Source organism: Mesonia sediminis, assembly GCF_042684705.1.
In the GTDB taxonomy this organism is placed as follows: Bacteria; Bacteroidota; Bacteroidia; order Flavobacteriales; family Flavobacteriaceae; genus Mesonia; species Mesonia sediminis.
Genome location: NZ_JBHULZ010000023.1, coordinates 104962 through 120668, shown reverse-complemented (window position 1 = coordinate 120668; position 15707 = coordinate 104962). Strand labels below are relative to the sequence as shown.

The window sequence follows — 15707 nt, the reverse complement described above, 5'->3', positions numbered from 1 at the left end:
TAAGGCCCGATTTTTTTATATGATTAATACATTGAAATGTTAATCTTGTAATGCTTTCGCTTTTTGGGTCTCTCCTAATAAGCTATATATCTGTTTTAAGGTTTGAGTAGCCTGTTGACGTAAGCCCGTCCCCTTCTCTTCTTTTTCTAACACCTTTTCTAAATAAGGAACTGCCTCTTTATATAACTCAAGACGTTGTTCTTGTAATTTATTATACTTTCTAGTGTCGGCATCAGACATACCTAACTTGTTCATTTCCTCAACAATTGGCTTCTCTTGATCAAGAATAGCTGAAGCAAGATTTACATAAGCATTTGTAAAGTCAGGATCTAACTCAATAGCTTGTTCATAGTAATTAATTGCTTTTTGGGTAGCTCCCATGCTCATTGAACTTACTCCTAAATTATAATACAATACAGGGTTATTTGGTTCAATTTCAAGAACTTTTTCTACTGTTTCAGAATATTTATCCATTTTATCCATTTTATGGTAAATATCAGCTTCAGAAAGTAATAATGCGGTATCATTAGGGCTTTCTTCTTTTGCCTTTGCAATAGCAGTCATAGCTTTTTCTTGATTACCTTGCTCAACATAAATAAGGGCGATATTTTTAATAATCTCTGGTCGTTTCGACTCAGATTGCTTTGTTTCAGGTTTAATGTGAGATCCAGCTTTTAAATAAATATCACGTTGATTTTTGTTAGCAAAAGATTCTACTTCATTCGTTTCTTTATTTACGGCTGTATAAATAGTACTAGTACCTTCGTAGCCCATTTCGTCAAGCTGTAGGTAATACTCTAATGCCTTATCATAATCTTTTCCTGCCACAGCTAGGCTGGCCGCGTTATACAAGCTCAATGTATCACTTTTGTCTAACTCATATAAAGCAATTAATTTTTTAGAACCTTCACTAAATTTTGAAGCTTTCTGGTCTTCAACAGCCGAATTTATCATTTTAGCTTTTAATAAGGCTAACTTCTGTTCTGCATCTTTTTCACCTAAGTCAATTGCTTTTTTATATGCCTTGGCAGCCATAACCAATTCTGATGTATTATCTGTAGTGGCCTTTGGATCTCCCATAAAAGCATTTCCTTTTGCTAAGTAAAAATCTGCTTTCACCTTATCTTTTTCGGTTGCCACCATGCTTTCTACAGATTGTAGTAAGTTTTTTGCTTCACTATACTTTCCAGCTTCGGTAGCTTTAAGCGCATTTTTTATCTCTTTTTTCTGAGCAAAAGCGCCCATGGTTAAAAAGGCTAAACCTATAGTAATTATACTCTTTTTCATAATTAATAAATTGCTAATAAATTATTTTTCATCATCCAATTCAATAGTTGTGCCATTTTCATTGGCACTATCTTGAACTTCATTGTTAATTCCAGATTCATTTGGGTTGATTTCTTCTAATGTTTCTTCTTCCTCTTCATTTGCCACCTTAGCCACGGCAGCAATAGAGTCATCGCCTTTTAGGTTAATTAAACGAACCCCTTGCGTGGCTCTACCCATAGTTCTTAAATTTTTAACCTCAATACGAATTGCTAATCCAGATTTATTAATAATCATTAAATCGTCATTATCGGTCACGCTCTTTATGGTAACCAACTCACCTGTTTTCTCAGTTATTGAAATGGTTTTAACTCCTTTTCCACCTCTATTGGTAACGCGATAAATATCTTCACCATTCTCAGGATCTTGAATAAATGTTCGTTTACCATATCCGTTCTCTGAAACCACTAAAACAGTTTCTTCGTCAGGATTTTCAATGGTAATCATGCCAACCACTTCATCCTTATCATGACCTAGGGTAATTCCTCGTACCCCAGAGGCATTTCGCCCCATAGGTCTGGTTTTACTTTCTTCGAAACGAATACATTTACCGCTTTTTAGAGCAAGCATTACGTGACTGTCTCCATTAGTTAATTTTGCAGAAAGCAATTCATCACCTTCTTTAATGGTTATGGCATTAATACCGTTGGCTCGAGGTCTTGAATATTGCTCTAATGATGTTTTCTTAACTTGACCTTTTTTAGTTGCCATTATGACATAATGACCGTTAATGTAATCTTCATCTTTTAGGTCTTGCGTACAAATAAAGGCTTTAATTTTATCCTCTGGATCAATATTGATTAAGTTCTGGATCGCTCTACCCTTAGAGGATTTGCTACCTTCTGGTATTTCATAAACACGCATCCAATAACATTTTCCTTTTTGGGTGAAAAACAACATATATTGATGGTTGGTCCCTACAAACAAATCTTCTAAGAAGTCCTCATTACGGGTAGTACTAGCTTTTGATCCTACACCACCTCTCTTTTGGGTTTTATACTCAGATAATGAAGTACGTTTTATGTAACCTGCATGAGATATAGATATCACCACCTGTTCATCGGGGATCATATCTTCGATACTCAAATCACCTCCAGCAAAATTAATCTCAGATCTACGTTCGTCTCCATATTTTTCTTTTACCTCAAGCAATTCTTCCTTAATGATTTCCATTCTCTTTTCTTTGCTAGCTAATATAGCTTTCAATTCTTCAATGGTTTTCATTAAATCTTCATACTCTGCCCTTAGTTTATCTTGTTCAAGACCAGTTAATTGTCTTAATCGCATCTCAACAATGGCCTTGGCTTGGAGTTCACTTAACTCAAAACGATCTATTAATTTTTGTCTCGCTTCCTCGGCATTTGATGAGCTTCTGATTAAAGCAATAACTTCGTCTATATTATCTGATGCTATGATTAACCCTTCTAATATATGAGCTCTATCTTCTGCTTTTTTTAATTCAAACTCGGTTCTTCTTACCACTACTTCGTGACGATGCTCTACGAAATACTGAATCATATCTTTTAAATTCAGCATTTGCGGTCTTCCTTTCACTAATGCGATATTATTCACACTAAAAGTAGACTGCAGAGCCGTATGTTTATATAGTAAATTAAGGACTATATTCGGGATTGCATCACGTTTAAGCATATACACAATACGCATCCCATTTCTGTCAGACTCATCTCTAATTAGCGATATACCTTCTATTTTTTTATCGTTAACCATGTCTGCAGTTTTCTTAATCATATCTGCTTTATTGACTTGGTAAGGAATTTCGGTAACCACTATGCACTCACGTCCTTTAACCTCTTCAAACGTAGCTTTAGCTCGCATCACTACGCGCCCTCTACCAGTTTTAAACGCTTCTCGAACTCCATCATACCCATAAATAATCCCACCTGTAGGAAAATCAGGAGCTTTTACATGTTCAATAAGCTCGTCTACTTCTATTTCAGGATTATCGATGTAGGCCACGGTCCCATCCACAACCTCGGTTAGGTTATGCGGTGGCATATTTGTAGCCATACCCACGGCAATACCACTTGCCCCATTCACCAATAAATTCGGAATTCGAGTAGGTAATACAGTAGGCTCTTTTAAGGTATCGTCAAAGTTTAAAGAATGATCAACCGTATCTTTATCAATATCGGCCAACATTTCTTCACTAATTTTTCGCATTCTTGCCTCTGTATAACGCATCGCAGCGGGACTATCTCCATCTACAGAACCAAAGTTTCCCTGACCATCTACCAACATATAACGTAAACTCCACTCTTGCGCCATACGTACCATAGTATCGTAAACTGAAGTATCTCCGTGAGGGTGATATTTACCTAACACCTCTCCCACAATTCTTGCTGATTTTTTATAGGCTCGGTTTGAGAGTACACCTAATTCATACATTCCAAATAAAACTCTACGGTGTACGGGCTTTAATCCGTCACGCACATCGGGTAAAGCACGGGAAACAATAACCGACATAGAATAATCTATGTAAGCCGATTTCATTTCTTCCTCAATATTAATAGGAATTAACTTTTCTCCTTCAGCCATAAATCTAGTATATTATAGTTTAATTTTTCTAACGTGCCAATGTAAGCAAATTTAGCCTGTTTTTAAAGCCTTTTATAGCAAAATTATTAACAAAGTTTTATGGGCTTTCGAATGTAATTTTATCACGTATTTTTTTGATTTCTGCCATTTATTTTGTCTATTAGCATGTAGCCTAAAAAAAGGAATGCTTTTTGAAATAGGTAAATTGAATTTTTGAGAAAAGGAATATTTTGAATTATGGACGATAATTTTTCACCCCGAGTAAAAGATGTAATTACATACAGTAAAGAGGAAGCTCTGCGCTTAGGCCACGATTTCATAGGAACAGAGCATCTAGTCCTAGGCTTGATTCGTGATGGAAACGGAAAAGCTATAGATATTTTAGAAGCATTAGAAATTGATTTGGATTTACTTCGACGTAAGGTTGAGATTTTAAGTCCGGCAAATCCCGATAACGCATTTATTAGCAACGAGAAAAAAAACCTTCATCTTACAAGGCAAGCAGAACGCGCTTTGAAAACAACTTTTTTAGAAGCTAAACTTTTTCAAAGCTCAACAATTAACACCGCGCATTTATTGCTGTGTATTTTAAGAAATGAAAACGACCCGACCACCAAATTATTGAACAAATTGAAAATTGACTATGATAATGTGAAGGGAGAATTTAAAGCTATGATAACACAAGATAACGATTATATAGACCCCACCCCCACCGCAAATTTCCCGAATGAGGGTGCCAGTGAAGGCGATAGTATGCGTAAAAACCCGTTTGACACAAATAGTGGATCAAAAACAGGTAAAGTAAATAAAAAATCGAAAACACCAGTTCTCGATAATTTTGGTCGCGATTTAACTGCTATGGCAGATGAAGGAAAATTAGACCCCGTAGTAGGTCGTGAAAAAGAAATAGAAAGAGTTTCGCAAATATTAAGTAGACGAAAAAAGAATAATCCGCTACTCATAGGTGAACCTGGAGTGGGTAAAAGTGCCATTGCAGAAGGTTTAGCTTTACGGATTGTACAACGTAAAGTTTCGAGAATTTTGTTTGATAAACGGGTGGTAACCCTAGATTTAGCAAGCTTAGTGGCGGGTACTAAGTACCGTGGTCAATTTGAAGAACGTATGAAAGCGGTGATGAATGAATTGGAAAAAAATGACGATATCATTCTGTTTATTGATGAAATTCATACCATTGTGGGAGCTGGCGGAGCCACAGGAAGTTTAGACGCTAGTAATATGTTTAAACCAGCTTTAGCCCGTGGTGAATTGCAATGTATTGGAGCTACAACTTTAGACGAATACAGACAACATATAGAAAAAGATGGCGCACTAGAACGTAGATTCCAAAAGGTAATCATAGAACCTACTACGGTAAATGAAACCATAGAAATTCTAAATAATATAAAACCAAAGTATGAATCACATCATAATGTGACGTATACTCCCGAAGCAATTGAAGCTTGTGTTAAATTAACAAACCGTTATATGACTGACAGGTTCCTACCCGATAAAGCCATAGATGCTTTAGACGAGGCAGGATCGCGTGTACATATCACCAATATTGAGGTGCCTAAACGTATCTTAGACCTCGAACGCCAGCTTGAAAAGGTACGTGAAACTAAAACTTCTGTGGTTAAAAAACAAAAATATGAAGAAGCTGCTAAACTTCGGGATGATGAGAAAAACTTAGAGCAAGAATTACAGGTTGCTCAAGAAAAATGGGAAGAAGAAAGTAAAAAACATAGAGAGCTTGTAAATGAAGAAAATGTAGCTGATGTGGTCTCAATGATGACCGGTATCCCTGTTAATCGTATTGCCCAAACCGAAAGCAATAAATTAGCAAAATTACCAGACCGAATCAAAGGAAAAGTTATTGGCCAAGATCAAGCAGTATCTAAAGTAGTTAAAGCCATACAACGTAACCGTGCAGGCTTAAAAGACCCTAACAAACCTATTGGATCATTTATCTTTTTAGGACAAACAGGCGTAGGGAAAACGCAGTTAGCGAAAGTCTTAGCAAAAGAGCTTTTTGATAATGAGGATACGCTTATTCGAATAGATATGAGTGAATATATGGAGAAATTTGCCATTTCACGTTTAGTTGGTGCTCCTCCTGGATATGTTGGTTACGAAGAAGGCGGCCAACTTACAGAGAAGGTACGCAGAAAACCTTATGCCGTTATCTTATTAGATGAAGTTGAAAAAGCACATCCAGACGTATTTAATATGTTGCTTCAAGTTTTAGATGATGGCTATTTAACCGATAGTCTTGGACGTAAAATAGATTTTAGAAATACGATTATCATAATGACGTCAAATATCGGTGCGCGTAAATTAAAAGATTTTGGTCAAGGAGTTGGGTTTGGCACCAAAGCGAGAAAAGAGCAAGCCGATGCCAACACAAAAAGTGTAATAGAAAACGCACTAAAGAAAGCTTTTGCTCCAGAATTTTTAAATAGAATTGATGATGTAGTTATTTTTAATGCACTAGAGCGACAAGATATTCATAAGATTATAGATATTGAGCTTGCTAAACTATTTACTCGCGTTAAAGATTTAGGTTACAATCTAGAACTCACAGAGAAAGCCAAAGATTATATTGCCGATAAAGGTTTTGATCAGCAATATGGAGCCAGACCATTGAAAAGAGCAATTCAAAAATACGTTGAAGATGCCTTGGCGGAAGAAATTATAAACACCAAATTAGAAGAGGGAGACCATGTAGTTATGGATCTAGATGAAGACAACAAACAACTTGTTGTACAAATTACTAAAAAAGAGACACCAGAACAACAAGAAGACTCATAATTTATGTATAATTAAAATCAAAAAGCCTCAACAGTTGAGGCTTTTTGATTTTAATCATTTATTTATAACCAAACTTAATTGGTTTGTTTTTTATGGGATTTATAATCGGATTCTGTAAGAATAACTGTATTAATTTTATTATATAAAAATTCCTTCAGCTCCTCACCTCGTAAAATCTTAAATTTAATATTTTCTTTTAACTTTAAACTGTCTATATAATTATCAAATTGATAAAATTTATTATTATGATAAATTAGGATTTTAGAATTAACATTTTTTCTGTTTTTCTCTACGAATATCATATTTCCTAAACTAGAGTTATCTATTAAAACCGCATTTTCTATCGATTTATCCAATAGAAAAGATGTCTTGGTTGAGTCTATTTGAGAGAATAAATTGTAACTCACAAACGAAAAGCCTAACATTAAAATAATTTTATTTTTCAAAATATATAATTTTACAACTAAGCTCTAAGTTAATGAATATTTTTAACTGCAAAACAACAATTCTTCATCGATTGTAAACTGATTTATAAAGTCTACCGCTTTATGAATCTCATTTGCCATTACCTTATCTTGTTTAACCACGGGCACCTCAGTTCTAAACGCCGTGATTAATTGCTCTACAAATGGAGAAGATTTTAAAGGCGCTCTAAAATACAAGGCTTGAGAGGCGTTAAAAAGTTCAATTGCCAACACTGTAGCTAGATTATCAACCACTTTAATTAATTTTGTAGCTGAGTTAGCCCCCATACTTACGTGATCTTCTTGACCATTTGAAGAAACGATAGAATCTATACTTGCAGGGGTACAGAGTTGTTTATTTTGACTCACAATACTAGCTGCAGTATACTGCGGAATCATAAAACCGTTATTCAAGCCTGGGTCATTCACCAAAAACATAGGAAGCTGTCTTAAACCCGAAACCAATTGATAAATTCTTCTTTCAGAAATATTGGCTAATTCCGCGCAAGCAATAGCTAAATAATCCATTCCCAATGCTAATGGCTGTCCGTGAAAGTTACCTCCTGAAATAATTTCATCTTCTTCAACAAAAATATTCGGATTATCGGTTACACTATTAATCTCAGTTTTTACCGTTTTGTGTACAAAACGCAAGGTATCTTTACTAGCTCCGTGAACTTGCGGGATGCATCGAAAAGAATATGGATCTTGTACATTTTCTTTGGTTTGTTGTGCAATTTCACTTCCGTCAAGGAAATCAAGCATACGTTCGGCTGTTTTAATCTGCCCTCGATGCGGTCTCACATAATGAACCAATTCATTAAATGGTGATAAATTACAATCAAAGCCGTCTAGAGAGGCAGCACTTATGGCATCTGCCATATAACTTAACTTATAGGTTTTTATTAAGGCATACACAGCATGTGCACTCATAAACTGAGTTCCGTTTAGCAATGCTAGTCCTTCTTTTGACTGTAAAACCAGTGGTTCAAGATTATGTTTTTTTAAAATTTCTTCACCTGTTAATCGTTCGCCCTTATACCAAGCTTCTCCTTTACCTAAAAGAGGTAGGCATAAATGCGCTAAAGGTGATAAATCTCCAGATGCTCCTAAAGATCCTTGTTCATATACAACGGGTAAGATATCATTATTAAAGAAAAAAATCAATCGTTCTACCGTAGCCATTGAAACACCAGAATGCCCATAACTCAAAGATTGAATCTTCAGCAACAGCATAATTTTCACTATTTTAGAATCAATAATAGCACCGGTCCCGCAAGCATGAGAAACCACTAAATTCTCTTGCAACTGAGCCAATCTTTCTTTAGAAATTTTCACGTTGCAAAGAGAACCAAATCCTGTATTAATTCCATAAAATGGTCTTTCGCTTTCAGCTAGTTTTTCATCTAAGTATTTTCTAGCCTTATTTATAGCACTTTTAGCTTCTTCGCTAAGATCTAATTGATAAGATTGAGTTATAATTTGCTGTATTTTAGGTAGGTCTAAAATATCTTTACTAATGTAATGTGTCTGTTTCATTTTAAATTTTAAAATTAACCCATCGCTGGGTTGTAAGGTCAATTATTTTGAATTCTTTACTTCTTGGGGTTTTTCAAACAGATAACGTAAGGCTTTACCTTGATGGGCAATTATGTCTGAGGCCAAAAGCGCATCTGGTATAGTATTTTGTATGGCTAAATCTCCAGCTAAAGCGTGGATATAGACTCCAAAAACACAACTAATGGCGGGGTCATAACCTTGGGCTAATAAACCGATTAAAATACCCGACAACACATCGCCACTTCCTGCCGTTGCCATGCCAGGGTTACCGTTCGTATTAATATAAACGTGGTCACCACTTACCGTTAAAGTATAAGTTCCTTTAACTATCACACTTACTCTGTATTTTTTTGAAAAAGTTTTTACTTTACGGATTTTATCAAAGTCATCATCCCAGTCTCCAATTAAATTCACCAACTCCTTAGGGTGCGGGGTTAATATAGATTTCTCTGGAATTAATTTTAATAGCTCAGGAGCTTTACCTAGCATATTAATACCATCTGCGTCTATTACTATAGGAGTTTTTACTTGATGCAGCAAGGTTGTAAACATTTCGATAGATTTCTCTTCTTGCCCTGCTCCTACACCAAAACAAATCCTATCCTTACTTGAAAACTCAAAATTATCCTCTACAAGATATTCATCGTGCGCTACGGTTTTAACCATCACCTCTGGATTAACGGTTTGCAAGGGTATGTAAGCACAAGTAGGTACTACCGCAGAAACTTTTCCAGCCCCCATTCTTAAGGCTGCTTTTGTGGCTAAAATCACGCTTCCAATCATGCCGTATTTACCACCTATCACATAAGCATGCCCATAGTCTCCTTTATGAGAAAAACGGGACCTAGGCTGATATAAAGCAGCCGCCTGTTCTTTAGTAATCAAGGTTGCTACCGCTTTTTGATTATGTAAAAATTGTTGATCTAAACCAATATCTATAATTTGAATATTGCCGGCATAAGGTGCGGTTTCGGGTAGAAAGAAAGGTAATTTAGCGGCTTGAAATGTAAGGGTATAATTAGCTCTTAAAATAGGTTGTTTTGAGTTATAACTATCCAACTGCATACCCGATGGCACATCTATAGCAAAGGTGTATGCACCAGCATCATTTATATGAGTTATAACTTTATTTACCCAAGAAGCTAAGGGTCGGTTTAAGCCAATTCCAAAAATAGCATCAATAACCACATCATTGGCTTGAACTGTGGGAAGTTCAGATTCTTCGTTCACCATTACAGGCCATTTATTCAATAACTCTTTAATGGCATTATAATTAGATAAGAATCCTGCTGTTCTTTGTTCAGAATAATTTATGATAAACACCTGTACGGCATAACCCTTTTCAATCAATTTTCTGGCTATGACTAAGCCATCTCCGCCATTATTTCCAACACCACAAAAAACCTTGATTTGTACAGCTGCTTTCCCCAATCGGGCATGGATTTGCTCAAAAGCACTAGTGCCAGCTCTTTCCATTAACTGTATCCCATCAATTTTCTGGTTTTTCTGGGTGATTTCTTCGGCTTGATATAATTGTTTTGCACTAAAAATTTTCATAATCTGGTTTTGTACAAATATACTATTCTTTATAGGAATTCATATTTAATACTAAGCTAATAGGAGGGGCAAATGCCGATTTTCTTAAAGCTAAATACTTGGTCATACTGCTACAAACAACTACCTTTGCTAAAATTTTTAAACCAATGAAAAAAACAGCTTTAAATTCAATACATAAAGGTTTGGGAGCAAAAATGGTTCCTTATGCTGGTTTTGAGATGCCTGTATCTTATGCTGGAGTTAATGAAGAACATCAAAACGTACGCGAAAACTTAGGTGTTTTTGATGTATCCCATATGGGGGAATTTTTAATTAGTGGACCAAACGCTTTAGCCTTAATACAAAATCTTACCACCAATGATGCTTCTAAGCTAGTAGATGGTAAAGCTCAGTACTCTTGCCTGACCAACCACGAGGGCGGTATCATAGATGATTTGATTATTTATAGGTTTAATAGTGAAAAATATCTATTGGTAGTAAACGCTTCTAATATCGAAAAAGACTGGAGCTGGATAGCAGAGAACAACACCGTAGATGCAGATATTAAAGATATCTCTGATGAGTATTCTTTATTGGCTATTCAGGGACCTAAGTCTATCGAAGCTATGCAAGCACTTACCCCTATTGATTTAAACGCTATAAAATTTTATAATTTTGAAGTAGGTGAATTTGCCGGCGCAGAAAATGTTATTATTTCGGCAACTGGATACACCGGAAGCGGCGGGTTTGAAATTTATTTTAAAAACGAAGAGGCTCCCGAAATATGGAAACGTGTTTTAGAGGCAGGAAAAAATTTTGGCATTCAACCAATAGGTCTGGCTGCCCGAGACACTTTAAGATTAGAAATGGGCTTCTGTTTATACGGCAATGATATAGATGAAGAAACAACCCCTATAGAAGCTGGCTTAGGTTGGATTACAAAATTCAATAAATCGTTTAAAGGAGATGAAGTGCTTAAAAAGCAAAAAGAAGAAAAACCAAGCCGTAAATTAATTGGTTTTGTATTATCTGAAAAAGGTATACCGCGCAAAGGTTACAGCATAATTGATGAGCAAGGTGAAGAAATTGGAGTGGTAACTAGTGGTACCATGTCTCCTTCAACAGGTAAAGCAATAGGGATGGGATATGTAAAACTTGAACACGCCAAAGAAGGCACACCCATAAAAATTCAAATAAGAAAGAAAAGTGTGGCTGCTGAAATAACCAAACCTCCTTTTTACAAAAAATAGTAGGTATTTCATATTACAATCAAAGCTGTTTATTTTTTGTTTATGCCTTTGAGTCTTCAAAGATTACGCAAAGCAGAGATGAACAGCTTTTACATTAAATAGACTTTTTAGTATTAAAAACAATAAGAACATATTAATTTTAGGAGCTAGCGGCTTTATTGGTAGAACGCTTTACAAAGAACTATCCCCCTATTTTAACGTTTACGGTACTTATCGGACGCCTCTACGAATCTATAATGAAAATCAGCAATACATACATTGGAATTTTCATTATGATGACCTAGAAGATTTGCTCAAGCAAATTCAACCTAAAATAATAATACATTGTTTAAAAGGTGATTTTAAGGCTTTGCACGAAAACTATCAATCTTTGTTGTTTTATCTCCGTAAAAACGAGGCAAAATTCATTCAGTTTTCTACCGCAAATGTATTTGATGCATTTACAAATTATCCTAATTACGAATACGATAAAACTTTTTCTACCAGCATATACGGTAAGTTTCAAATACAAATAGAAAATGCCCTTTTAAGACTGCCTACCTATAAGTATATAATTGCCAGAGTACCTATGCTTTACGGATTAAATTCGCCTAGAATTCAAGAAATACGGAATAATTATAAAAACAAGGAAGCCATTGAAGTTTTCCCAAAGGTTATAATAAATGCGGCCAGCGTGAATAGGCTTAGTTTGCAAATCCATTTTATGATCAACCAGCATTATGGCGGAGTTTACCACTTGGGCAGTAAAAATTTAGTTCACCACGAAGATTTAATTTTAGAATTATGCGAAAAATTAGACTTAGACAATCCGTTACTAAGAAGAGTCTACAATTCAAATCAAGATAGGTATTTAGCCTTATTAACTAAAAACAAATTACCGCAACATCTTCGATATGAACTAGATAAGGTTATAACAGATTCTACTAATAGTATAAAGTTTTAGTACAAATTTAACCTACGCTAATTATTTCTGTATTAAGCGAAAAAAATAAAACCTGTGTAAAACTATTTTTACACAAATTAAAATCAATTTACCTATTTATAATGCTCAGCCTTTCTTAATTTTAAGGCAAATAAAAAACCTGAAGCGATGAGAAAATTGAACGAGCAAGAAATAAAAGATAAATTAAAAGATTTAGAAGGTTGGCAACATCAAGAAAATGCGATACAAACCAAGTTTGAATTTGAAAATTTCAAGGAAACATTTTCTATAATGACTCGAATTGCTTTTGAAGCCGAAGCTTTAAATCATCATCCTGATTGGAGCAATGTCTATAACGAATTGAGTATTACACTTTCTACCCACGACGCTGGCGGAGTAACGGAAAAAGATATACAATTAGCACAAATAATAGAAGCTATAATAGACACCGAGTAATTTTAAATAAAATTTACCTAGAATTTTTAGATTTTTTTAAATTTGTCGTCAAGAAAAATGAATACAAATTATGGGAAGAGCATTTGAATTTCGTAAAGCACGTAAAATGAAAAGATGGGCGGCAATGTCTAAAGCCTTTACACGTATAGGTAAAGATATTGTTATGGCCGTGAAAGAAGGCGGACCCGATCCCGATTCAAATGCCCGCTTGCGCGCTGTTATACAGAATGCAAAATCTGTAAACATGCCTAAAGACAATATTGAACGAGCAATTAAAAGGGCTAGCGATAAAAATCAAGGCGATTACAAAGAAGTTTTGTTTGAGGGCTATGCTCCACACGGAATTGCTATTCTGGTTGAAACGGCAACCGACAATAACACAAGAACAGTGGCTAACATTCGCTCCTATTTTAACAAATGCAACGGCAATTTAGGAACTTCTGGCTCTGTAGAATTCATGTTTGATCATACTTGCAACTTTAGAATTAAAGGAGAAGGGTTAGATACCGAAGAATTAGAACTTGAATTCATTGATTTTGGTGCAGAAGAGGTTTTTGAAGATGAGGATGGAATATTAATCTATGCTCCGTTCGAAAGTTTTGGTGCCATTCAAAAAGAATTAGAGGATCGCGGTATTGAAATTTTGTCTTCTGGTTTTGAACGGATTCCCACTACTACTAAAAGTCTTAGTCCAGAAGAACAAGCGGATGTAGAGAAATTAATAGAAAAAATAGAAGAAGATGATGATGTACAAAACGTATATCATACAATGGAAGAAAATACCGAAGATTAATTGGTTATTATAAAAAAAGGAGTCAAAAATTGACTCCTTTTTTTATCTACATCAGTTTAGTTTACTACTCTATTGTAACTCTTTAAATATAGAATGCATTAAACGCTTCTTATCGTTTAAGCTTTCCTCCATAGAGATCATTGTTTCTGTACGGTAAACCCCCTCGATATCATCTATCATAAAAATGATCTTCTTTGCGTGCTCAGTATTTTTAGCCCTAATTTTACAGAAGATATTAAACTTTCCTGTTGTAACGTGTGCCACGGTAACAAATGGTATTTCGTTTATACGCTCTAAAACAAACTTAGTTTGCGATGTTTTTTGTAAAAACACACCCACATAAGCAATAAAAGAATAACCTAATTTTTTATAGTCTAGCGATAATGACGAACCCGTAATTATACCTGCTTCTTCCATCTTTTTAACTCGTACATGAACCGTACCAGCAGATATATCTAAACGTTTTGCTATATCTGTAAATGCAGTTCTAGAATTATCGATCAAAATATCTAATATTTGATGATCGATATCGTCTAACTTAAACTTTGCCATAATTTTTCTTTTACGTAATATCTTAAATTTCTTTCATTAAAGAATATGCAAAAATAATACTTTATTTTTGATAAATCATAAAGAAAAATTAAGTTTATGTTAAATTGAGTGAGAATAAGCCACTTGTTCCATTTAGGTATTTCAATTCCTCACCTACCTTGAGTAACTTTTCATCCAAAACACTTAATTTAAGCTGCTTAGCGCAAATCACTTTAAGTCCTTTCCTGCTTAACTTTAGTCCAATTTCTGCTATAATTGGTATAAAATGTATCTCTCTATCCATTAAACGTTCTTCATATTGTATACCTATTTTATAGCTTTCTGATTGCAATTCTAAGTTTTCAATAACCAAATCAAAAAATTGTTTCTCATTTTTAGGTATAGCAAAATAGTTTTTTTCTGTAAAATTCTTGAAAGAATTGTCATTAATTAAGCTTAAGCCTTTCCATAAAGCGCTAAAAACAAAACCGCGTGTTAGCTCGCGGGCATAATCATTAGGAAAGTGACCTGCTTCGAATAATACCGTAGGAATACCTTTGTACATTAATGTATCACCAATACAATCTAGATTAAAAGTATCATCGTAGCGGCCAATTCCGCCAGGTAAATCTTCACTTAATTCTTTATATATGCCTGCTATAATTTGCATAGCCTTTAAACGCTGGGAATTCACCTCTCTAGCCTCATTAAATGCAGGTGCAAGAAAAGATAAGGTAGCGGGTTTATTAAAGCCTTCTGTACCAAAGATTGTTCTTTGATCATGTAAATTGAAACAAAAGTTAGGAGAAATACTGGTGTAGGTATCCTTAAGGATTTGACTCTCTACTTGCGAAAGTTGCTGCGCATCTCTATTAAGATCTACCTGATTTGCATTTACTCTGGTATAAGCCTTCAATCCGTCTGGATTTAAAACGGGAATAATATGAATACATAAATTCTCAAAAAATATAGTAGTCGCTTCTTTTCTAATTTTCTCAATAAGGTCAAAAACAGCTTTAGTAGTAGTACTTTCATTACCGTGCATCTGTGACCACATTAGTATTTTAGTTGGACCATTTCCAAAAGCAACCTTAAAGATTTTTTCATTTTTTTCAGAATGTCCTATAACCGATACATTAAATTCAGAAGGTAAGCTTTGAAGGTATCCACATATATTGCTATAAGATAAATAACGTCCTTTAATTTGATTATAATGTTCTAAGCTCATTTTGAGGTTTCTTTTTTATTGTTTACAAAAGTAAACATTCTTTAATTTACATATGTAAACAAAAAGAAAAATTGAAATTGTTACAATTGTAAATCTACCCCGCTACGGGTAAACGGGTTGTTTGGAAAGTATCCTATGTAATTAAAAATAATTTACAATAAACTTGTTTTGAGTATTTTATATTGTTTCAATTAAAGTTTTTGTTTAATGTAATTAGTGACTAGGAATAAAGTTTTTGATACTGTTATTATTATTTATTACATTTGTAAACAATCAA

At 34.6% G+C, this 15707-nt stretch carries 12 protein-coding genes; 5 read left to right on the top strand and 7 right to left on the bottom strand.

Annotation, left to right across the window (positions count from 1 at the left end; translation table 11 throughout):
* Positions 1–39: 39 nt before the first annotated feature.
* Positions 40–1287: a tetratricopeptide repeat protein gene (locus ACFSQ0_RS03785; protein ID WP_379044340.1), complete on the bottom strand. Its 1248-nt coding sequence runs from the start codon at positions 1285–1287 to the stop codon at positions 40–42.
* 21 nt (positions 1288–1308) lie between these two features.
* Positions 1309–3882 (bottom strand): DNA gyrase subunit A, encoded by a 2574-nt coding sequence (gene gyrA / locus ACFSQ0_RS03780; protein WP_379044337.1) that lies wholly within the window; start codon positions 3880–3882, stop codon positions 1309–1311.
* 237 nt (positions 3883–4119) lie between these two features.
* Between gyrA and ACFSQ0_RS03775 the strand changes: the two genes are divergently transcribed.
* Positions 4120–6690 carry an ATP-dependent Clp protease ATP-binding subunit gene (locus tag ACFSQ0_RS03775; RefSeq protein WP_379044334.1) on the top strand — a complete coding sequence of 857 codons (2571 nt, stop codon included), beginning with the start codon at positions 4120–4122 and terminating at the stop codon, positions 6688–6690.
* 74 nt (positions 6691–6764) lie between these two features.
* Here ACFSQ0_RS03775 and ACFSQ0_RS03770 read toward each other — a convergent pair whose 3' ends face one another.
* From ACFSQ0_RS03770 to ACFSQ0_RS03760, 3 genes are read right to left on the bottom strand one after another with little or no spacing between them, the layout of a single operon-like run.
* Entirely contained in the window at positions 6765–7136 is a 372-nt protein-coding gene (locus ACFSQ0_RS03770; RefSeq protein ID WP_379044331.1) for a hypothetical protein, read from the bottom strand.
* A 42-nt stretch (positions 7137–7178) separates the two neighbouring features.
* Complete coding sequence (hutH, locus tag ACFSQ0_RS03765) at positions 7179–8693, bottom strand: histidine ammonia-lyase (protein ID WP_379044329.1); 1515 nt, start codon at positions 8691–8693, stop codon at positions 7179–7181.
* A gap of 42 nt (positions 8694–8735) precedes the next feature.
* On the bottom strand, positions 8736–10271 hold the full coding sequence (locus tag ACFSQ0_RS03760; RefSeq protein WP_379044326.1) for an NAD(P)H-hydrate dehydratase: 1536 nt from the start codon (positions 10269–10271) through the stop codon (positions 8736–8738).
* Positions 10272–10417: 146 nt separating this feature from the next.
* Here ACFSQ0_RS03760 and gcvT point away from each other — a divergent pair, with 146 nt between their 5' ends.
* The 4 genes from gcvT (at position 10418) to ACFSQ0_RS03740 (ending at position 13671) form a co-directional block, all read left to right on the top strand.
* The gene (gene gcvT / locus ACFSQ0_RS03755; protein WP_379044323.1) at positions 10418–11500 is read left to right on the top strand and encodes a glycine cleavage system aminomethyltransferase GcvT; all 1083 of its coding nucleotides are present in this window, start codon (positions 10418–10420) and stop codon (positions 11498–11500) included.
* 112 nt (positions 11501–11612) lie between these two features.
* On the top strand, positions 11613–12443 hold the full coding sequence (locus ACFSQ0_RS03750; RefSeq protein ID WP_379045364.1) for a sugar nucleotide-binding protein: 831 nt from the start codon (positions 11613–11615) through the stop codon (positions 12441–12443).
* Positions 12444–12590: 147 nt separating this feature from the next.
* Positions 12591–12878, top strand: coding sequence for a 4a-hydroxytetrahydrobiopterin dehydratase (locus ACFSQ0_RS03745; RefSeq protein ID WP_379044320.1), 288 nt, complete (start codon positions 12591–12593; stop codon positions 12876–12878).
* 70 nt (positions 12879–12948) lie between these two features.
* The gene (locus ACFSQ0_RS03740) at positions 12949–13671 is read left to right on the top strand and encodes a YebC/PmpR family DNA-binding transcriptional regulator (protein WP_379044318.1); all 723 of its coding nucleotides are present in this window, start codon (positions 12949–12951) and stop codon (positions 13669–13671) included.
* A 69-nt stretch (positions 13672–13740) separates the two neighbouring features.
* On the opposite strand, the gene ACFSQ0_RS03735 is transcribed toward ACFSQ0_RS03740, so the two are convergent.
* A complete protein-coding gene (locus tag ACFSQ0_RS03735; RefSeq protein WP_147862443.1) occupies positions 13741–14223 on the bottom strand; it encodes an Lrp/AsnC family transcriptional regulator in 483 nt (160 codons plus the stop codon).
* A gap of 94 nt (positions 14224–14317) precedes the next feature.
* Positions 14318–15430: a M14 family zinc carboxypeptidase gene (locus ACFSQ0_RS03730; protein ID WP_379044315.1), complete on the bottom strand. Its 1113-nt coding sequence runs from the start codon at positions 15428–15430 to the stop codon at positions 14318–14320.
* Between the last annotated feature and the right edge of the window lie 277 nt (positions 15431–15707).

Bases quoted from the DNA above. Each gene is read 5' to 3' on its own strand.
- ACFSQ0_RS03785 (WP_379044340.1), bottom strand. From the start codon at position 1,287: ATGAAAAAGAGTATAATTACTATAGGTTTAGCCTTTTTAACCATGGGC.
- gyrA (WP_379044337.1), bottom strand. From the start codon at position 3,882: ATGGCTGAAGGAGAAAAGTTAATTCCTATTAATATTGAGGAAGAAATG.
- ACFSQ0_RS03775 (WP_379044334.1), top strand. From the start codon at position 4,120: ATGGACGATAATTTTTCACCCCGAGTAAAAGATGTAATTACATACAGT.
- hutH (WP_379044329.1), bottom strand. From the start codon at position 8,693: ATGAAACAGACACATTACATTAGTAAAGATATTTTAGACCTACCTAAA.
- ACFSQ0_RS03760 (WP_379044326.1), bottom strand. From the start codon at position 10,271: ATGAAAATTTTTAGTGCAAAACAATTATATCAAGCCGAAGAAATCACC.
- gcvT (WP_379044323.1), top strand. From the start codon at position 10,418: ATGAAAAAAACAGCTTTAAATTCAATACATAAAGGTTTGGGAGCAAAA.
- ACFSQ0_RS03745 (WP_379044320.1), top strand. From the start codon at position 12,591: ATGAGAAAATTGAACGAGCAAGAAATAAAAGATAAATTAAAAGATTTA.
- ACFSQ0_RS03740 (WP_379044318.1), top strand. From the start codon at position 12,949: ATGGGAAGAGCATTTGAATTTCGTAAAGCACGTAAAATGAAAAGATGG.
- ACFSQ0_RS03735 (WP_147862443.1), bottom strand. From the start codon at position 14,223: ATGGCAAAGTTTAAGTTAGACGATATCGATCATCAAATATTAGATATT.
- ACFSQ0_RS03730 (WP_379044315.1), bottom strand. From the start codon at position 15,430: ATGAGCTTAGAACATTATAATCAAATTAAAGGACGTTATTTATCTTAT.